This is a genomic window from Mucilaginibacter sp. Mucisp73, from assembly GCF_059491465.1.
Map to the genome: position 1 here is coordinate 1173237 of NZ_CP168507.1, position 18071 is coordinate 1191307.

Sequence of the window (18071 nt, forward strand, 5' to 3'; positions counted from 1 at the left end):
AAATCCTTAACAACGTTGCTGATTCTTAGAATGCTGCCTTTCTACCGCTTAGACATACTCGGATGATGATGACTTGAATAACAAAACTATTCCAATGCGAACGTCATAGGCCTGGGAAACGGTGGCGCTTAATACAAACAATTGTTTTTTGAACACCAATAATTCAAAATGCCGGTAACAGCCAAATATTGATATGCGCTTATCGAAGCATGATAAGAACATGAAAATATACAAATTGAAACATTTGTACACCTATTTTTTAACAAATGGCGCTACTCCGCAAAGTATTTTTGAACGCCGGAATTACTTATTATATAAACCATAAAGCTCATTTAATATTTTCTTACAATCAGAGTTGAGATGCTTGCTATATTTTCGCAATCGATTGTATTTTGATATTGGTGTTTATTTAACAATTAATTGTGGTTAAATAAAAGTTTTACTTAACAACAAAAACCAATTATGAAAATGAAAATTACAAATTTTACAAGGCTGCTAAGCGCAGCTAATTTACGGCACTTGCTGCTACTGCTGGTGTTTATGAGCACATTGCCTGTGATGGCACAAACAGTCACCATTAAAGGCGTCGTAAAATCGGCTGATGATAACAGTCCGCTACCCGGGGTTACAGTGGCAGAGAAAGGAAAGGAAAACGGAGTTATTACCCGGACGGATGGCTCTTATTCGCTTAATGTTACAGGGGATGCTACCCTTGTATTTTCTTTTGTTGGTTACACAAAACAAGAGATTAAAGTAAATGGAAAGACCGTACTGAATGTAAATTTACAAAGTGATAGTAAAGCCCTTAATGAAGTAGTAGTAATTGGCTATGGTACCGCCCGTAAAAAGGATCTGATAGGCTCGGTAAATGTGGTAACCGCAAAAGATGCAGGGGCTAATACATCTACAAGCCCGGCTCAATTATTAATAGGCAAGGCACCTGGGGTTCAGGTAATGCAGGCTAACGGTGTGCCTGGTTCGGGCGCTCAAATTATTGTACGCGGTACAGGCTCGTTTACCGATGTTAGTCCGCTTTACGTAATTGATGGTATCCAGGGCGATGCCAATTTGTTCAACGCCATCAGCCCCCAGGATATTGAAAATATAACCATACTAAAGGACGCCGCATCTACAGCAATATATGGTGTGGCTGCCGCAAACGGCGTTGTGATCATCACTACCAAGAGAGGTAAGGCGGGATCAACTCAAATTACATTTAATTCGCAGGTGGGTGTTTCAAACGTCACTAAAAACCTTGATCTGCTGGGTGCCGCCGACTATGTGAAGCTCCTTAAAGATATAGACGCGACCAATAACAACCCGGTGCCGGCAAAACTTAACACACCATATGTATTAGTTGACAGGACCAATTGGCAGAAAGAGATTTTTAAAACATCCGTTTCAACTCAAAACGACCTGAGCGTAAACGGAGGGAGCGACAAGGTTACTTATAACATGTCGGCAGGATACGTTACGCAGCAAGCCGTAGTTAAAGATTATAATTTCAGAAGGTTTAATAACCGGTTTGTATTAGATGAAAAACTGGGTCGTTTCCATTTTGGACAAACCTTGAACTTACGGTATACTAAAACTGCAGGCCAGGTAACAAGTATTGGTAACGCGCTTGGTTATGCACCGTATCAGCCCGTTTATGATGCGTCTATCCCCGCCGGTTACTCTATCCTTACCAACGTTGATGATAACAGCAATGCTGTAAACCCATTGCAGATTTTAGGTGTACAAACCTTAAGCAGCCACGACCTCGTTTTATTTCCGCAGGTATTCGGCGAGGTGAAAATTATCAACGGGTTAACTCTTCGTTCGCAGGTATCAGGTGTATATGGCAACAGCGTGAACGATTCGTACCAGATACCATATGTTACCTCCAACAACCTGGGATACACCAGGCAGGCAGGTCGCGCGTCAAATAACTATTCTAATTATACCATCGAAAATTACTTGTCATATAATCACAGCTTCGGAAAACATAATATTTCATTAACTGCAGGTACCAGTTATATTGATGCAGGGAGTACCAAATACCTTAGCGTGCTGGGCACAGGTATGTTATCGGATGCTGTAAGGGATATTGGTGTAGCGCCTACGCTTACCGTGCAGGGTAATTCATCGGGCTATTACACTCAATTTGGCAACGTTATTTCCTATTATGCCCGTTTAATCTATTCGTTTAACGATAAGTACATTCTTTCGGGTAGTATCAGGCGCGATGGTTCGTCAAACTTTGGCCCGTTAAGCCGTTATGGTAACTTTCCGGGTGGCGGTTTTGCGTGGCGTTTTGCCCAGGAGGATTTTGTTAAGTCGGCGTTGCCATTTATCAATGATGGTAAACTGCGCGTAGGATGGGGCCGCACAGGTAATAACAGATTTGGCCTTACAAATACCAGCGTATTTACCTTTAACGGGCCGCCGGGAAACCTCGTTTATTCGTTTGGCCAGACCGAACAGTTTGTTAACGGTACAACTGTAATAACTATCGCCAACCCTTTATTACATTGGGAAACAACCGACCAAACCGACGCGGGTATCGACCTTACGTTCCTGAATAACCAGTTAACTTTCTCGGCCGATTACTATAACCGTAAAAGCAGCGGCCTTATAGTAGCGATACCTTTGCCGCCAAGTTTGGGTGTGGGTATAAACACATCAAACAGTAACGAGATTGTTAATGCGGCGGATGCCCAAAATAAAGGTTTCGAATTTCAATTAGGTTACCGTTCAAAGCCCCAAAACGGTTTTAGTTATAATGTAAGTGTAAACGGTGCTTACAATAATAACAAAACAATATCATTAGGTACACAATCGCCAACACCGATTGTTGGTGGAACAGGAGCAATTTACACACTAACACAGGCAGGTTATCCTATCGGTTCATTTTATGGTTACAGGGTTGGCCATGTAGCTAAAGACCAAGCCGAAATTGACGCCCTGAATAAAACGGCACAGCAAAAAACCGGCGATGCCAATGCGGTTTATCAAACAGGGTTGCTTCCGGGCGATTTTATATTCAAGGATTTGAATGGGGATGGAGTTGTTGACAGCAAAGACCAGCAAGTTTTGGGAAGTGCTATTCCAAAGTTCATATATGGTATTAACCTTGGGGCCACTTATCGTAATTTTGATCTTAATGTGGTATTATCAGGCGTACAGGGAGTTCAGATTGGAAACAATTTAAGATCGAGTTTGGAGTTTGCCGGAACAGGACATAATGCCTCAACAGCTATATTAAACAGGTGGGAGAAACCCGGCGATAACGCTCTCCTGCCAAGAGCCGGGCAAAATGCAACCGGATCCGGAAATTTAAGGCCATCAGACTTTTTTATCGATAACGGCTCCTATTTGCGTGCGCGTAACATAACCCTTGGCTATTCCTTTAGTAAAGCCACACTGCAATCGTTTTCAGGTTCTGTTTTAAGCAAACTGCGCATATGTGTTGCCGCTGAAAATCTGTTTACTATCACCGGTTATAAAGGGTATGATCCTGAGTTAAGTACAGTTTATGGCGATAACAATTCAAACGATACTATTTTTAACCGCAATATTGATAACGGCCAGGTACCGCAACCGCGCACATTTTTATTCGGGATACAAGCAGCATTTTAAAAGGCATTCTTTAAAAATAAAAACATGAAAAAATATATAAAATTCCTTTTGATGACAGCACTTCTTGCTTTCTCAATAGGGTGCAAAAAAGATCTGAATCTGACAAACAAAAGTGCTTACACTTACGATACTTATTTTAATAGCGATGTTGCAATAAACCAGGCTGTTGTAGCCACTTACGCCGCTTTGCTGCATACGGGCTTTTGGTCTGGTGATTATTATACTACTTTCGACCTGCTTGGGTATGACGCTAAAAACAACCAGCCCCTTTTAGGTGATTATTTGCAAGTGGCCCAGTATAATTTTGGCCCCGACCTTGACGTAATGAACAACACCTGGTCGGCATTTTACCAGTTGATTGCACGGGCCAATGTTGTTATTGACAGGGCTCAGGTGTGGAAGCCAGCTAATGCTGCAGAAACGACCGACCAGGCGCAATATGTTGCCGAAGCCAAATTTTTGCGTGCTTATGCTTATTTTAACCTGGTTAATTGTTTTGGACGGGTACCTTTACGTACCAAATATTTACCCCTGCCAACACCTGCCGATATTAATATGCCGAGATCATCCGTTGCAGATATATGGGCCTTTATTGAACAGGATCTGAAAGATGCCGAAGCGGGTTTGCCAATATCTTACCCTGCAACCAGTTATGGCCGTGCTACACAGGGCGCTGCAGTGGCGCTGCTGGGTAAATCATACCTTTATGAAAAAAAATGGGGCCAGGCTCAGGCTGAGCTTACCAAGCTAACGCAGCAACCTTACACCTATGCACTGGCACCGGTTTATAATAACCTGTTTGACGATCCTAACCAGGATAATCCTGCCTTGAACCCTGAAACTATTTTCCAGGTGATGAACCAGCAGTGGACAGACTGGGGGATTGGTAACCAGTATTATATGTTTGGGGGCCAGGAAACCTGGGGCGGTAAGGCAACACATACCGTTCGCGCTCAATCATATGGCTTTAACGATTGGAACAACGTTTATGTAACTACAACAGCTGTTAAAGCGTTCACTTACCCTAACCCGCAAAATCCATCGGTTAATTACGTTGACCCACGTGCCGCTTTTACTTTTTACGGCGATGCCGCAAGCGGCGGACAGACACAGTATTGCCAACAATGTGCAACCGGTCCGATAGCTTATCCTTTCGCTACAAAAGGTTACGAATGGCTTAAGTACGAATATTATAACAAGGTAGCTACCTTTGGTGGCCCGCAAAGCGGTATCAACGGCCAGGTGATCCGCTATGCTGATGTATTGCTTATGTTGGCCGAAAGTTATATTCAGCAGGGCAATACGGGTGATAAACCTTTGGCCTTAATTAACCAGGTACGCAGCAGGCCAAGTGTTAATGCGCCGCTTTATACATCATTAGGCAGCCAAACCGATGCAATGCGGATATTAATGCGTGAACGACAATTGGAACTAACGGGAGAACAAGTTCGTTATTTCGACCTGATTCGCTGGGGTATTGCCAAGCAAACTATCAACGCCGAAAGGCAAATTGAAGATGGCACACAACCTTTCCAGGATAAAAATGTGTTGTTCCCGATACCGTTGGCAGAAAAGAATGCCAACTCTGCAATAGCAAAAGATATTTCAGGCGACTGGAATTAAGAAGCCTATTAAGGAGTTGGTTTGCAACTAAACTATACAGATCGTGAACTAATAGGTGGCGTTTCCATAGGTTTAGCTTTTAAGTAACATAAATTCCAATAAGAGCAGGCTTTGTAGCTTGCTCTTATTTCATAATCTTGGCGAAAGATTTCTTTAATTTTTCTTTCTCTTTTTATAAAGACCATGATACAGGCCAAAAACATCACTAATCCTGTCACTAACCTTACCACATAATATGCATCACGTTTCTTGTAAAGCGTATAGGACTAAGTAAGCAGTATTGTTTTGCTTTTCCGTCGGGAAACGGTTTACCGGGGCGGTTTTTATCGCGATACTTCTTCAAAAAAAGTAAAGTATAATCAAACGCATATGAGCCGGGATAGGTTTAAAATAGCCAATAAACTACTGGCTAAGATTAAGTTTAACTTTTTTAAAAAGGGTAAACAAGGCAGTTATTACAGGTTTATTTTTCTTTCGGCCCCCTGATTAACCATGGCGTTTTTAAAATTCTTCCTGAATTTTTTGATGTATTCAGATGGTTTTAAATCAAACACCTTTTTAAACTGCTCACGAAAATATTTTATATCTTTTATTCCAACAGCATAAGCGGTTTCCAATATATTTAAATCGCTGTGAACAAATAGCTGCGCGGCTTTTCTTAACCTGATAGCTCTTATGAAACTATTAGCTGGCTGGCCTGAAATCATTTTGATTTTTTTGTAGATCCCCGAATAAGACATATTTAATTCGGAGGCTAAGGATTGCAGATTAAAATCGGGGTCAGTTATATGATCTTCCACAATTCGGATACAGGAATCCAGGAATCTTTTGTACTCGATAGAGATAGTGTGCGGGTTATTATTCAGCGTAATTTCATTATAAAAGTATTGCTGAAGTGTATTTCGGGTTTTAAGCAGCCCGCTAACCCGTGCTTTCAGGATATCTTTATCAAAAGGTTTTCCAATATAATCGTCGGCCCCCCCTTCAATACCTTTTAATTTAATTTCATTTGATGCACTGGCGGTTAATAAGATAACGGGAACATGAGATGTTGTTATATTCTCTTTAATAGCGGCGCAAACTTCTATCCCGGTCATGCCCTGCATCATCACATCGCATATGACTATATCCGGCCACTGCTCATTAATAATTTTGATTCCATCCTCACCATTTGGCGCTACAAGAACATTATATTCAATTTTAAATATCTGACGGAGATACTCTCTCATATCCTCGTGGTCATCGATGATTAACAGTGTTTTGAGGTCAGACGCTGTTACTTCCTCTCCCGGCTCTGCTGCGGGCACTATATCATGGGCTGTAGTTTCAGAATCTATCAACTCTTTTAAAAACTCAGAAGTAGCTGTTGGCTGTTCTGAGATGATCTGATCTTTTAAATGCGCTTTCCCTTTTTTTAAAGTGATTGTAAAAGCTGTCCCTTTTCCTGCATCGCTGTGATATTCAACAGTTCCGGCCTGGCGCTCTACAAAATTTTTAACAAGATAAAGCCCAAGGCCAAACCCTCCGTTTGAAGTACTGGCCAAATCAGACACCTGGTAAAACCGGCTAAAAAGTCTTTCGCCAACTTCAGGTGGGATTCCGCAGCCGGTATCCTCAACGATTATTGAAACTGTCTGTTCAAATTCCTCTGCACAAACCCGAATTCTACCGAGTTTTGGAGTGAACTTCATTGCGTTTGAGAGCAAATTAAACAGCACGATCTCTGTTTTTTCCCGGTCGATATAAACATTCAAACAATCGGTTGGTGATATGAATTCAAGTTGAATGTGTTTTCTTTTTGCTTCATGTACAAAGCACAAATAAACTTCCCTGCATAAATCGATTATATTAACATTACTTATCCTCAATTGATCAGATTCCGATTCGGCCTTTTTGAAAAGCAGCAACTGATCTACTAAACCTAATAACCGGCGCGCGTTCCTGTAAACGATAGTTAAATTGGAGGTATCTACCGTCTTCTTTTCATTATATAAAAGTTCCTTAATAGGATTAATGATCAAAGTTAATGGTGTTCTGAACTCATGCGAAATATTGGTAAAGAAGGCGAGCTTTCGCTCGCTGAGCTCCTTTTCCTTTTCGCTTTCATAATGTGCTATCTGGATTTCATATTTTAATTTAGCCTGACGGTCCCGGTATAAAAGATACAGATAAACTACCCCGCCAATGATTATGGCATAAATTGTATATGCCCACCAGGTACGGTACCATGGCGGCGAAATAATGATGATCAGGGATTTGGGCGTCTTGTTCCAGATACCATCATTATTACTTGCTATAACTTTAAATTTATAAGTTCCGGGATTAAGATTGGTGTAAGTAGCCCTTCGCTGGTTACCGTTAAAATTCCATTTTTCGTCAAAGCCTTCCAGTTTATACCGATAAATATTTTTTTCCGGATGAGTATAATTCAGCGAAACAAATTCAATTGAAAATACATTTTGATCATAATTAAGAAAGGCAGTATCTGCTGTACCAACAGGTCTTTTCAACGGTGAATCAGCACCCGGTTTTACAGATTTATTAAACACCTGAAAATCGGTAAAGTAAACCGGTGGGATTTTATCGTTCAATTTAATTTTTGACGGATCGAATACCACGACACCTGAATTTCCCGCTAAATAAATTTGCCCATCTGCAGATTTGTAAATAAGCGAATGCGAAAATACGCCGTCGCCCTCATCAAAGTTAGTTATGGCTAATGTTTGGGGTGTAAACTTTGATACCCCCGTGGCAGAATTGATCCAAAGATTTCCCACCTCATCTTCAACTACACTGTTGAAAACGTTGCTTGCAAATCCGTTTTTACGTGAATAAACAATAAAAGAATCGGTTTCCGGAGCATATTTGTTTAATCCGTCGGCTGTGCAGATCCAGATGTTCTTTTTGCTATCCTCAAATATGCAATGCACAATGTTATTACTGAGGCTGCCTGCAATTTTATCATTATAAGTATAGTGGTGAAAAATCCCGGTTTTAGGATCAAAACGATCAACACCGTTTCCGCTTGTTCCGATCCATACATTGCCTTTGCTATCTTTTAAAAGATTATAAATATGGTTACTGGCAATTGAATTGGGGTTCCTGTCGTCATTATAATAATGTTTAAATTGCTGTGTTTCTTCATGGTAAATCTTTAAACCGGCATCTGTGGCGAGCCAATATTCGAGAGGCCTTACTTCAAGAATATCCCTGAAAACATCTTCATTAAAAAAATTACTCAGGGCCGAATGGTGAAAATGATGGATAAACCTATTATTGCCGCTGTCAAATTTATCAAACCCATTTTCGGTTGCTGCCCATAGCACCCCCTCATTATCCAAATATATTTTACCAACCTGGTTACTGCTGATACTTGAGGGGGCATTGGTATGTTGAAATAACTTTGTTGTCTTTTTCGGTAAATCAAACTTATATAGCCCTTCGTTGGTAGCCAGCCACAACGTATTGCCTTGCAATAACATACTTTTTGCTTCGCGGGGCGCGATTGATAAGGGGATGAAACGGAATTTATATTGTGTAAAATCAACTTTTGTTAAGGCGTCTTTGCCACAAAGCCACATAATACCGGCCCCATCATTATAAACATATCCATCCGCAGTACTATTAATATCGCCAATCTTTCGCCATTGACCATTACCCTTATTTATAAAATAGAACCCGCCGTTACTTCCAACAACTAAAGTGGAGTCATTAGCCTTGTCAATGCTAAAAGCTCCTACGTTGATATTATCGTGACTTGAAAAACGGGTATATTGCTGGTCTTTAGGGTTAAAACAAAAAAGGCCGCTCCAATAGGTACCCACCCAAATGCAACCGTTTTTTTGATCGTAAAAAAGGCTCCAAATATCATTGGGGCTTTTTTTAAGCTGAGATTCAGTCTGCGGATAATTGCTGAAATGTTTACTTACCTTATCGAATTTATTTAATCCACCATTCCAGTTTCCCAGCCACAGGTTTTTTTTATCATCCTCAACAATTGCATTTACCGACTTGCCTTTTATTGAAAATCGATCATTCTGATTGGGTTTATAACTAACAAAAGATCGCTTATTTGACACGTATTGATTAAAACCATCATCCGTACCTATCCATATTGTTCCTTCTTTGTCGCAGAAGATCGAAAAAATCTTATTATTACTTACCGACTCTTTGATCTTATCGCTATGATAAAATCGTTCAAACTTCTCGGTATTGGGATCTAAAATGTTTAAGCCGTCCATTGTGCCAACCCATATCTTTCCGTTCTTGTCTTCGGCCAGCGCACTGATAAAATTTGAACTTATACTCGCAGTGTTTCCGGGAATATTCACTAAACTTTCAAAAGTGTAGCCGTCAAACTTACAAAGCCCGTTATCCGTCCCTATCCACATATACCCCCGGCTGTCTTTAAGTGCCACTGTTACATTTTCAGATGGCAGGCCATCATGAGTGGTATATGATTTTAATGCAAAATTCCTTGCATCGTTAGCTGGAAAAGTTACCGGAGCCTGCGCGTTCACAACACTGACAAACAGAAGATTAATCAGAAAAAACAAGACAACTTTATGCATAAATCCGTTATCACTTTTAATTAGGCAAATACAACACTCCGTATCATCACTAACATTTTTTACACTATAAACCAGTTATCGCCGCCTTGGCTCAGGCAGGTCAATGCATTTAATATTGTACTTAATACACTTGTAACCTTCAACAATTCAGCAATATAGAAACAGAGTTTGTTGGCTGTTCTGCATGTGCCTGCAAATAATTTTCTAATATCCAGGTATTAAATATTCATTTGATGAATTTTCCTCTCAGGGCCAGTAACCATCAAAAACTCATTTAATACTCATTGAAAAATGATTCGTCAGTTCGCTTAACTTTTGGCAGAACCTGTCATATAATGCTGAAACACTAAGTTTATAAGGCATCCAAATGTAAATAATTATTAATTGTATTTATAACAATAATTAAGAGCAAGGGCATTCGTTGAATCGGCGAAAAAGCAAATTAAAAGCCGGGCTATTGTAGTAAACCCTGATAAAATGCCACTTTATCCCCGCAATATTGAGGCTTTACCCCCTTTTCAATTCCTACTTTTTAAAAGAAATTTAGGACAACCATATAAACACGGATTTTCTTCCTCCGATATTACATATAGCCATTTTAATGGCTAATTAAATTACTGATAGTTACATTCCGCAGTGATTGACAGTTAATTATCGGCAGAAAATCTATTGTTCAAAACATCTGCCATGAGAATATTTGATTTGTGCCCGAACATGCATTCGGTCAGGTTACTGGTAACCGATATAATTCACTTCATATTAACGCTGGGAAGGGCCCCGCCATAAAAATTAAAACCGATTGATCAAAAGAGCTACTTATTTAACACCTGATATAAAATTATGAGAAAAAACTTAACTACCGGGGCACTATACTGCCTGTTAGCCCTGACCATGGGCTGTTCTAAAAACCCTATTCAAAAAGGCGCTGACCTATCAGGCCAAAAATTTGGAAAACAATCATTTGCCCTTTCAACTACCAATACAAACGGTTTCAGGGGTATAAACTGGGCCGATCCTAACGGAAACGAGGGAGATGGGAGGGTTGTATTGCCCAGTGGTATGACAACATCGCTTACCGCTACACAGGCTGCTACTTTGGCCACTAATATATCCAGTGCCGTTAAAACAAGCGGCGGCACCACCATCAGGATGCCGATAAACCCCTGGACTGCCTCAAGCCCAACTTATTGGCCGGTTTACCAGGCTGCAATTAACGCGGTTGTGGCAAACGGCTGTAAAGTAATACTTTGTTACTGGCCGGTTGGGGTACATCATGTACCTGATACTGCACAATGGCATACCATGTGGACAACAGTAAATAATGTATATAAAAACAATACATCGGTATTATATGAACCTATCAACGAGCCGGTTGATTATTCAAGTACCGACTTGAACAACTTATATGCTGGTTTCTTAACCACTTATAGCCCGGTCGATGGAAAATGTATCCTTGATGGTACAGGGTATGCCGCCGACGTAACTGCGGTTGGTGCCGATTCAAGGTTAGCCAACCAGTATCTTGGACTGCATTGCTACTGGTGGTTCTGGGGCTCGTACAATGTTTGGTCAAGCTACTATAATATCATGTCGGCCCGTACAGGTTCATACGCGTCACGTACCATAGTTACCGAGGTTGGTATCGAAACTTTCAGGAACATGAGCTTTTGGTGGCAATGGGATACCGGCGTATATGTTGACCAGGCCTTCCTCACCGGATCGCTTGCCTACGCCAAGGATAATTCAATGGGGACAATAGCATGGTCGGGCGTTAATGATATTGATACTTATCGGTGGTATACTGCAAACAATAACCTTACCGAGGTTAGCCCGGGTACCGCAAATATGTTCAGGTGGTCATGGAAGCTTACCGCTGCACCCGTATGGATAGGGCCGGTTGCTGATGGGCGATATCAACTTCAAAACCGGGCATCGGGCCTTATGCTTGATAACCTGGGCAGTACAACCGATGGTGCAGCTGTAGCTCAATGGGCATCAGGAACAAGCAACAATCAGAAATGGAATGTAAGCTACACTGCCGGTTATTATACTTTAAGTTGTGTTACAGGAAAAGAATGTCTTGATGTGGGTACAAATACCGCAGATGGGTCAAATGTTTTACAGTATGTAGTAGGCACGAGTACAAACCAACGTTGGTCGCTTGTTTCAACCGGAGATGGCTATTATAGGGTAATTAATCTAACCACAGGCAAATGCCTTGATACCGGAGGTTTAACTGCCAATGGATCAGCTGTACAGCAGTGGCCACAGGGTTCAAGTTATAACCAGCAATGGAAACTTATTGCTCAATAAGAATATATTTAATTGCCAGGGTAAGCACCGGCTTTAGTTTAAAAACAAAATTCAAAAGGCTGTCTCAAAAAGGACGGCCTTTTGAATTGATAATTTGCTGCGCGAATAATTATTCATGTTGCAATCAGATTGATTTGCTTTAGTCCCACAATGTTTCGCAAAAAAAAATCTGGTTTAATGCATTTTATGTAGAGCATAATTGCGTCTTCCACAGGACAAGCCGATTTCAAAAGCTTCTCAGTTGTCGTAAATAGCAAGCGAGAGACGCATTATGCGTCTTTACAATCAAAACTATCGTTTTTAAACAACACTATAACAAGTAACAAAATTTCAATCAGATACATTACAAAGGCACTTATAAAACCAAACCCTCGATAGGTCGCCGCAATCGGCAGTCCTATCGAGGGTTGTATAGTTAAAGAGGGGGGGCAATCACATCATTTAATGATGTAATGTCCGGGAGCCCTAATATCCCGGATTGTTAGGCAACAATTTTTTATTAATATCAATATCAGCCTGAGGAATCGGCCAAAGCCACCCTTTGCCAGCGTCAAATGTCCTGGTCTCTAACTTAACCTGGCTAAATTTCCAGGTAGATGGGCTTGCCGGGTTTTTTAGCAACGATTTGTCGTAACCATACACGTCATGAACAAGGGATTGATCTTTCCATCGTAACATATCTGCATACCGGGTGCCTTCCATAAAGAACTCTACCCTACGCTCGTGGCGCAAAACGGCACGTAATTGTGCCTGGCTTAAACCGGCTCCTTCCACACTTTCTACCGTTGGCATATTTACTCTTGCCCGTACCTGGTCAATGAGTGTATAAATTTCGGGTGCAGTACTTCCGGATTCAATCAAAGCTTCTGCACGGATCAGTAATACATCTGCATAACGCATCAGGATAGTATTTAAAGAGCAATTATTAGGGTCGGGAATACCAATTGCCGCATATTTACGGGGACGGACCCCTGACGGAACTACATCAGTGGCGGGGATGTAAGTAGTTGAACCCCACTGAGAGCCGGGCAACACCACTGAAGCAGCCAGTCTTGGGTCGCGATTAACATAAGGGTTTTGCGAATTGTACCCAGAAGCCGAATTGGTAATTGGCAATCCATTGGTCATGTAATATGAATCGATCAAATCGGTGGTAACATTTGGTGTTGGCCAAACGCTCAAAGATAGGGCAGATGACGGCCATGGTTGTGGTTGGGTGGTTGGAATATATTGGATATCAAAAATTACCTCGCTGTTGTTTTCATGCGCTTCATCAAATAATAAACCATAATTTGGATATAAACTATAGGCTTTAAGATCAATCACATCCTGCGCTGCCTGCGCGGCATCGGCCCATTTTCCATTATACAAAAGCACTTTTGCTTTGTAGGCCAGGGCGGCACCCTTTGTTGCACGGCCCACGTCGGTACCTGAGTAAGAGGCTGGCAATGCTGCTGCGGCATCTGTAAGGTCAGTTACAACCTGGGTAAGCACAGTGGCTTTGGCCGTTCTTGAAACATATGCGTCCGAAAGTGACTGAACTTGAGTAATTAAAGGTACATCGCCGAAATAAGCAATCAAATCAGCATAGGCGTAACCACGTAAAAACTTAGCCTCTCCTGTCATTTGGCTTTTTACTGTAGCATCAATGCTTGCAGCGGCAACATCCTTTAGGAACTCATTGGCTCTGGAGATAATAGTATAGTCCTGCGTCCACTTAGCGTATGGGGCCCAACTGTTGGATGTTGTTTGCCATTCCCCCACTTCCTTCGAGCCCTGCCACGCGTCCTGGCAATAGGCGTTATCCGATTCAAAATCAAACTGGAAAAATTGTGCCGGCGTGGCATTGGGCTGTAACGCATTGTAAATACCCACCAAGGCCATTTTTACCTGGGTTTCATTTTGGTAGAATGTTGATGGTGATAAGCGGTCATTTGGAGTCTTGTCCAACAGACCTTTCTTGCAGCTTGCAAGATTAATAACAGCTAATACAGTTAAGACTTTATATATATTTTTCATGATTTTATCATTTAGAAATTAACATTTACACCCGCGGTCATCACACGGACCTGCGGATACGCTTCGGCCCTTGTTTGATCTGTAGTTTGTTCGGGATCAAAGCCTTTGAATTTGGTGAATGTGAAGGCGTTTTGCACGTTCGCATAGATCCTCAATGAGCTTAAACCGATCTTCTTAATGGCAGCCGGACTTAAGGTGTACCCTAATTCAATATTTTTGATCCTCAGATAAGATGCATTCTCAACATAAAAAGAAGAGTGGATATTATTTTTTACGCCATCTAACGTGATGCGCGGATAAGTATTAGAAGGATTTTGCGGTGTCCACCTGTTTAACCACCAGGTGCCAAGGTTTGCAAAGCCGCTGAAAGGCGAAGCAATTTCATAGTAGGTATAACCTTGCATACCTTGTACGCCTTGTAAAAACGCGCCAAGGTCAAAGCCTTTCCAGGCCACATTGAAATTGAATGCATACGTTACACCTGGAAACTGCTTCCCGATAACTTTACGGTCATGATTTTGGTCAACTATACCATCTCCATTAAGATCGGCATATTTAATATCGCCAGGTTGTGCGTTATAATCACTTACTTTAACAACACCTGGCTTAAGCGTATAAGTACGGCTTGCATAAGGTATAGACGCATCACTATTGTTTTGCCATGTAAAGTCGGCGATCTGGTAAATACCCGTCATCTGATAGCCGTAGAATGAATTGATAGCAGAGCCAACAACAATAGCTTTTGGTGATGTAAACTGCTGAGGTACATTCATAGCGAGGATCTTGTTGACAATGTGCGATACATTTAAAGAAGTCCTTAATTTAATACCATTATCAAATGCCTTTTTATACGAAATCCCGAGTTCGAAGCCCTTGTTTTGCACTTCACCTGCATTGGCCGTTGGAGCCGATTGAGCAATTGTTAGTGGAATCGGTTGGATCAACAGCAGGTTTTTAGTCCTTTTGTCAAAATAATCCGCTGTAATTTCAATATTATTGTGCAAAGAGATGTCGAGGCCGAAATCAAGCTGCTGAGCTGTTTCCCATGTCAAATCTTTGTTAGTCATTGCGGTAATGGCAACACCCGAGTAAAGGGTTCCGCCAAACGAATAGTTCTGGCCCGAATTCAGAATATCGCTGCCATTATAATAATTGCTGATATTTTGATTGCCTAAACGGCCCCAGGAAGCACGAACTTTCGCAAAATCAAGCCAGCTCAGGTTTTTCATAAAACTTTCCTTAGATATCACCCATCCAGCTGAGAATGAAGGAAATGTACCCCACTGTTTTCCTTGTGCAAATCTGGAAGAGCCGTCCCTCCTGATATTGGCTTCAAATAAATATTTTTCATCAAAAGCATAATTGAAACGGCCAAAGTATGAGCGAAGGCCAAGAGCATAGCTGCCGGCATTATTTGTTTGCGTAGCTGCATCGCCAAGATTCAATATCCGCTGAGAATTATTTACAAAATGTGCACGATAGCCGCTTTGCCAATCGTAAGTAAACTCCTCTTCGCTATAGCCACCTAATAAATTGAATGAATGACGGTTAATGGTCTTGTTGTATTTTAGTAAACCGGTAAGTAAGGAGTGACCATCAATCTCGCTTGATGTAGTCAAATCAGAAGGTAACTGCGTAACTGTTCCGTTTTGGTTTTGTAAGGTTACATTGGCATGAAAGGCATTGCCGTTAGTAGAGATAACGTTATAACCGTAGGTAAGCTGCGCACTTAAACCGGGCAGAATTTTATACTCCGCTTCGGCCTGGCCGCTAAAATTATAGCGTTTTGTAAGGTTTGTACTGCCCTCTTTAATTTCACCGTAATAGTTACGTTCGCCATTAACAGAAACCCAGTTGCCGTTGGCATCTTTAAGCGGATGTATTGGAGCAAGTGTTGCATACCATTCGGCATTCCAAAGATCGGTTGGTTCATTTTTTATCCCTACGTTGCCGGATATGTTGCCCGAAACACGGAGCTTTTTATCTTTTAAATGATAGCTGTCAAGATTAAGACGGAAGTCCGTTTTCTTGTAATCGGTAGCAACCAGAATCCCATCCTGATCCAAATGGCCAAGCATAAAAGAATAATTAACATTATCACTTCCGCCTGTTGCGCTTACCCGGTGATTTTGCATGTAAGCATTACCATAGTATACATCAAAATAATTGATATCCGGGTACATGGGGTTATTGTGAGCCGCATACTTTTGGATTATCGAGTCAGGATATGTAGGAGGCGCTCCACTATTTATATCCGCCTCATTATGCAGTGTAGTATATTGAACCGAGTTTAGTACTTTAGGTAGCCTTGTCGGGCTCTGAATACCTGCATATCCGCTGTAATTAACACGGACTTTGCCTGCAGATCCTCGTTTAGTAGTAATTAAAATAACGCCGTTTGCAGCCCGGTTACCGTAAATAGCCGATGATGCCGCGTCTTTAAGCACCGAAATTGATTGAACATCATTAGGGTTCACGTCGCCTATAGCCCCGGGAAAGCCGTCAACTAACACTAAAGGAGAATTATCTCCAAAAGTTCCGACGCCGCGGATGTCGATGACAGTATTGTCATCTCCGGGTTTACCTGAACTTTGCAGCGCATAAACACCTGAAACTGTACCTTGTAGTGCCTGGCCTGTATTTGTCAAAGGCCTGCTTTCCAGATCCTGCGTATTTACAATACCTACAGAGCCAGTAAGGTTTTCTTTCTTCTGCGTTCCGTAACCTACTACTACAACATCATTGAGCGTTTTCATCGATGGCTGAAGCTTTATGGCGATATCAGTCTTTCCGCCTACGGCTATTTCAACTTTCTCGTAAGAGATGTAGGTTACAACGAGCACGGCATTTTCCGGCACATTGTTAAGTTGAAAGTTTCCCTTTATATCACTTAGCGTACCTTTATTAGTTCCCTTGACACTGATAGAAACACCCGCCAGGGGCTGGCCATTGGAGGCGTCTATGATAGATCCTTTTACCGTAATCACAGCTTTATCAGGAGCTATTTGAGCGATTATAGGGCCGCTTTTGTCAATTAAATTTGGAATTGACGCGTTAGCACCGATTGGCAATATAAATAATGCCAAAGTTTTAAGTGTGGTGCGAAAACCCCTGGAATACAAATAATTTGAAATAAGTAATTTTCGTTTCATAATTGGGTTATTAATAATTTAGATTTTTGGGTATTGGCAAAAGACAGTTATGTAAACGCTGTTGGTATGTAAGACACCAACAACCGAAAGGCATAATTTAAATGAAGCTTTCAGGGTTAACAATAAAGGACAATTGCCCGGGCAGTATTTATCCCGACATTTCTCGAGATCGTTTTCAATTAAGATGCATGCGGCTTCCTTTTCCTGGGAGCATGCGCTGCGTTCGGTTTTTTTTCATCATGGGTTTAATTAACAGTATAATTGGTTGCACGAATAGTCATCTCTTAATGACCATTCGAGAGATGCAAAGTCTTTGAAAAACACAGAAAACAAAAGGGGCTAACCAGCAAAAAAGAGGGGACAAAAGGGAAATTTTTAGTTGAAAAAAGCACTTAGCGGATAAATCACAGCATATTGCTCCAGGGAGGCAATCATCTAATGAGAAAGCGTTTTGTAGCACTTATAGTCTTCAATTGCCACCGGTTTCGCCATTCAATTCGCATACCTGGCAACTGGGCAATGTAAGGCCAGCGGTTAAATGAACTGCACTTCCTGTAGTAATGATCGCGTTGAGTTACACTGTACCAGGGATTAAAGGCTTTGATTGGTGGTGCCAAACTGAAAATAGCCAGTACAGATAAAGCTAAAGCCAGGTCAGCATCAACTATGTGGACGGGCGGAAGATCACTCCAAAGGGTACAATGGAAAGCGTTGCCAGCGGAAAAGGCATCGTATCCCGTCTTGGAAGATCGGTGGAGGACATACTATTACA

General features: G+C 41.5%; 6 protein-coding genes. 3 read left to right on the forward strand and 3 right to left on the reverse strand.

The annotated features are described in order from the left end of the window. Positions 1-468 precede the first annotated feature (468 nt). Together ACEN82_RS05230 and ACEN82_RS05235 are read left to right on the forward strand one after the other, a co-directional pair. The gene (locus tag ACEN82_RS05230; RefSeq protein ID WP_413319732.1) at positions 469-3621 is read left to right on the forward strand and encodes a SusC/RagA family TonB-linked outer membrane protein; all 3153 of its coding nucleotides are present in this window, start codon (positions 469-471) and stop codon (positions 3619-3621) included. Positions 3622-3645: 24 nt separating this feature from the next. Next, complete coding sequence (locus tag ACEN82_RS05235) at positions 3646-5244, forward strand: RagB/SusD family nutrient uptake outer membrane protein (protein ID WP_413319734.1); 1599 nt, start codon at positions 3646-3648, stop codon at positions 5242-5244. Positions 5245-5699: 455 nt separating this feature from the next. Here ACEN82_RS05235 and ACEN82_RS05240 read toward each other — a convergent pair whose 3' ends face one another. Then, positions 5700-9815, reverse strand: a complete 4116-nt coding sequence (locus ACEN82_RS05240) for a two-component regulator propeller domain-containing protein (protein WP_413319736.1) — start codon at positions 9813-9815, stop codon at positions 5700-5702. Positions 9816-10655: 840 nt separating this feature from the next. Between ACEN82_RS05240 and ACEN82_RS05245 the strand changes: the two genes are divergently transcribed. Continuing rightward, on the forward strand, positions 10656-12128 hold the full coding sequence (locus tag ACEN82_RS05245; RefSeq protein ID WP_413319738.1) for an RICIN domain-containing protein: 1473 nt from the start codon (positions 10656-10658) through the stop codon (positions 12126-12128). Between the two features lie 465 nt (positions 12129-12593). Here the strand turns inward: ACEN82_RS05245 and ACEN82_RS05250 are convergent, their stop codons facing one another. Then, a complete protein-coding gene (locus tag ACEN82_RS05250; RefSeq protein WP_413319740.1) occupies positions 12594-14147 on the reverse strand; it encodes a RagB/SusD family nutrient uptake outer membrane protein in 1554 nt (517 codons plus the stop codon). Positions 14148-14158: 11 nt separating this feature from the next. Next, positions 14159-17299, reverse strand: a complete 3141-nt coding sequence (locus ACEN82_RS05255) for a SusC/RagA family TonB-linked outer membrane protein (RefSeq protein ID WP_413319742.1) — start codon at positions 17297-17299, stop codon at positions 14159-14161. Between the last annotated feature and the right edge of the window lie 772 nt (positions 17300-18071).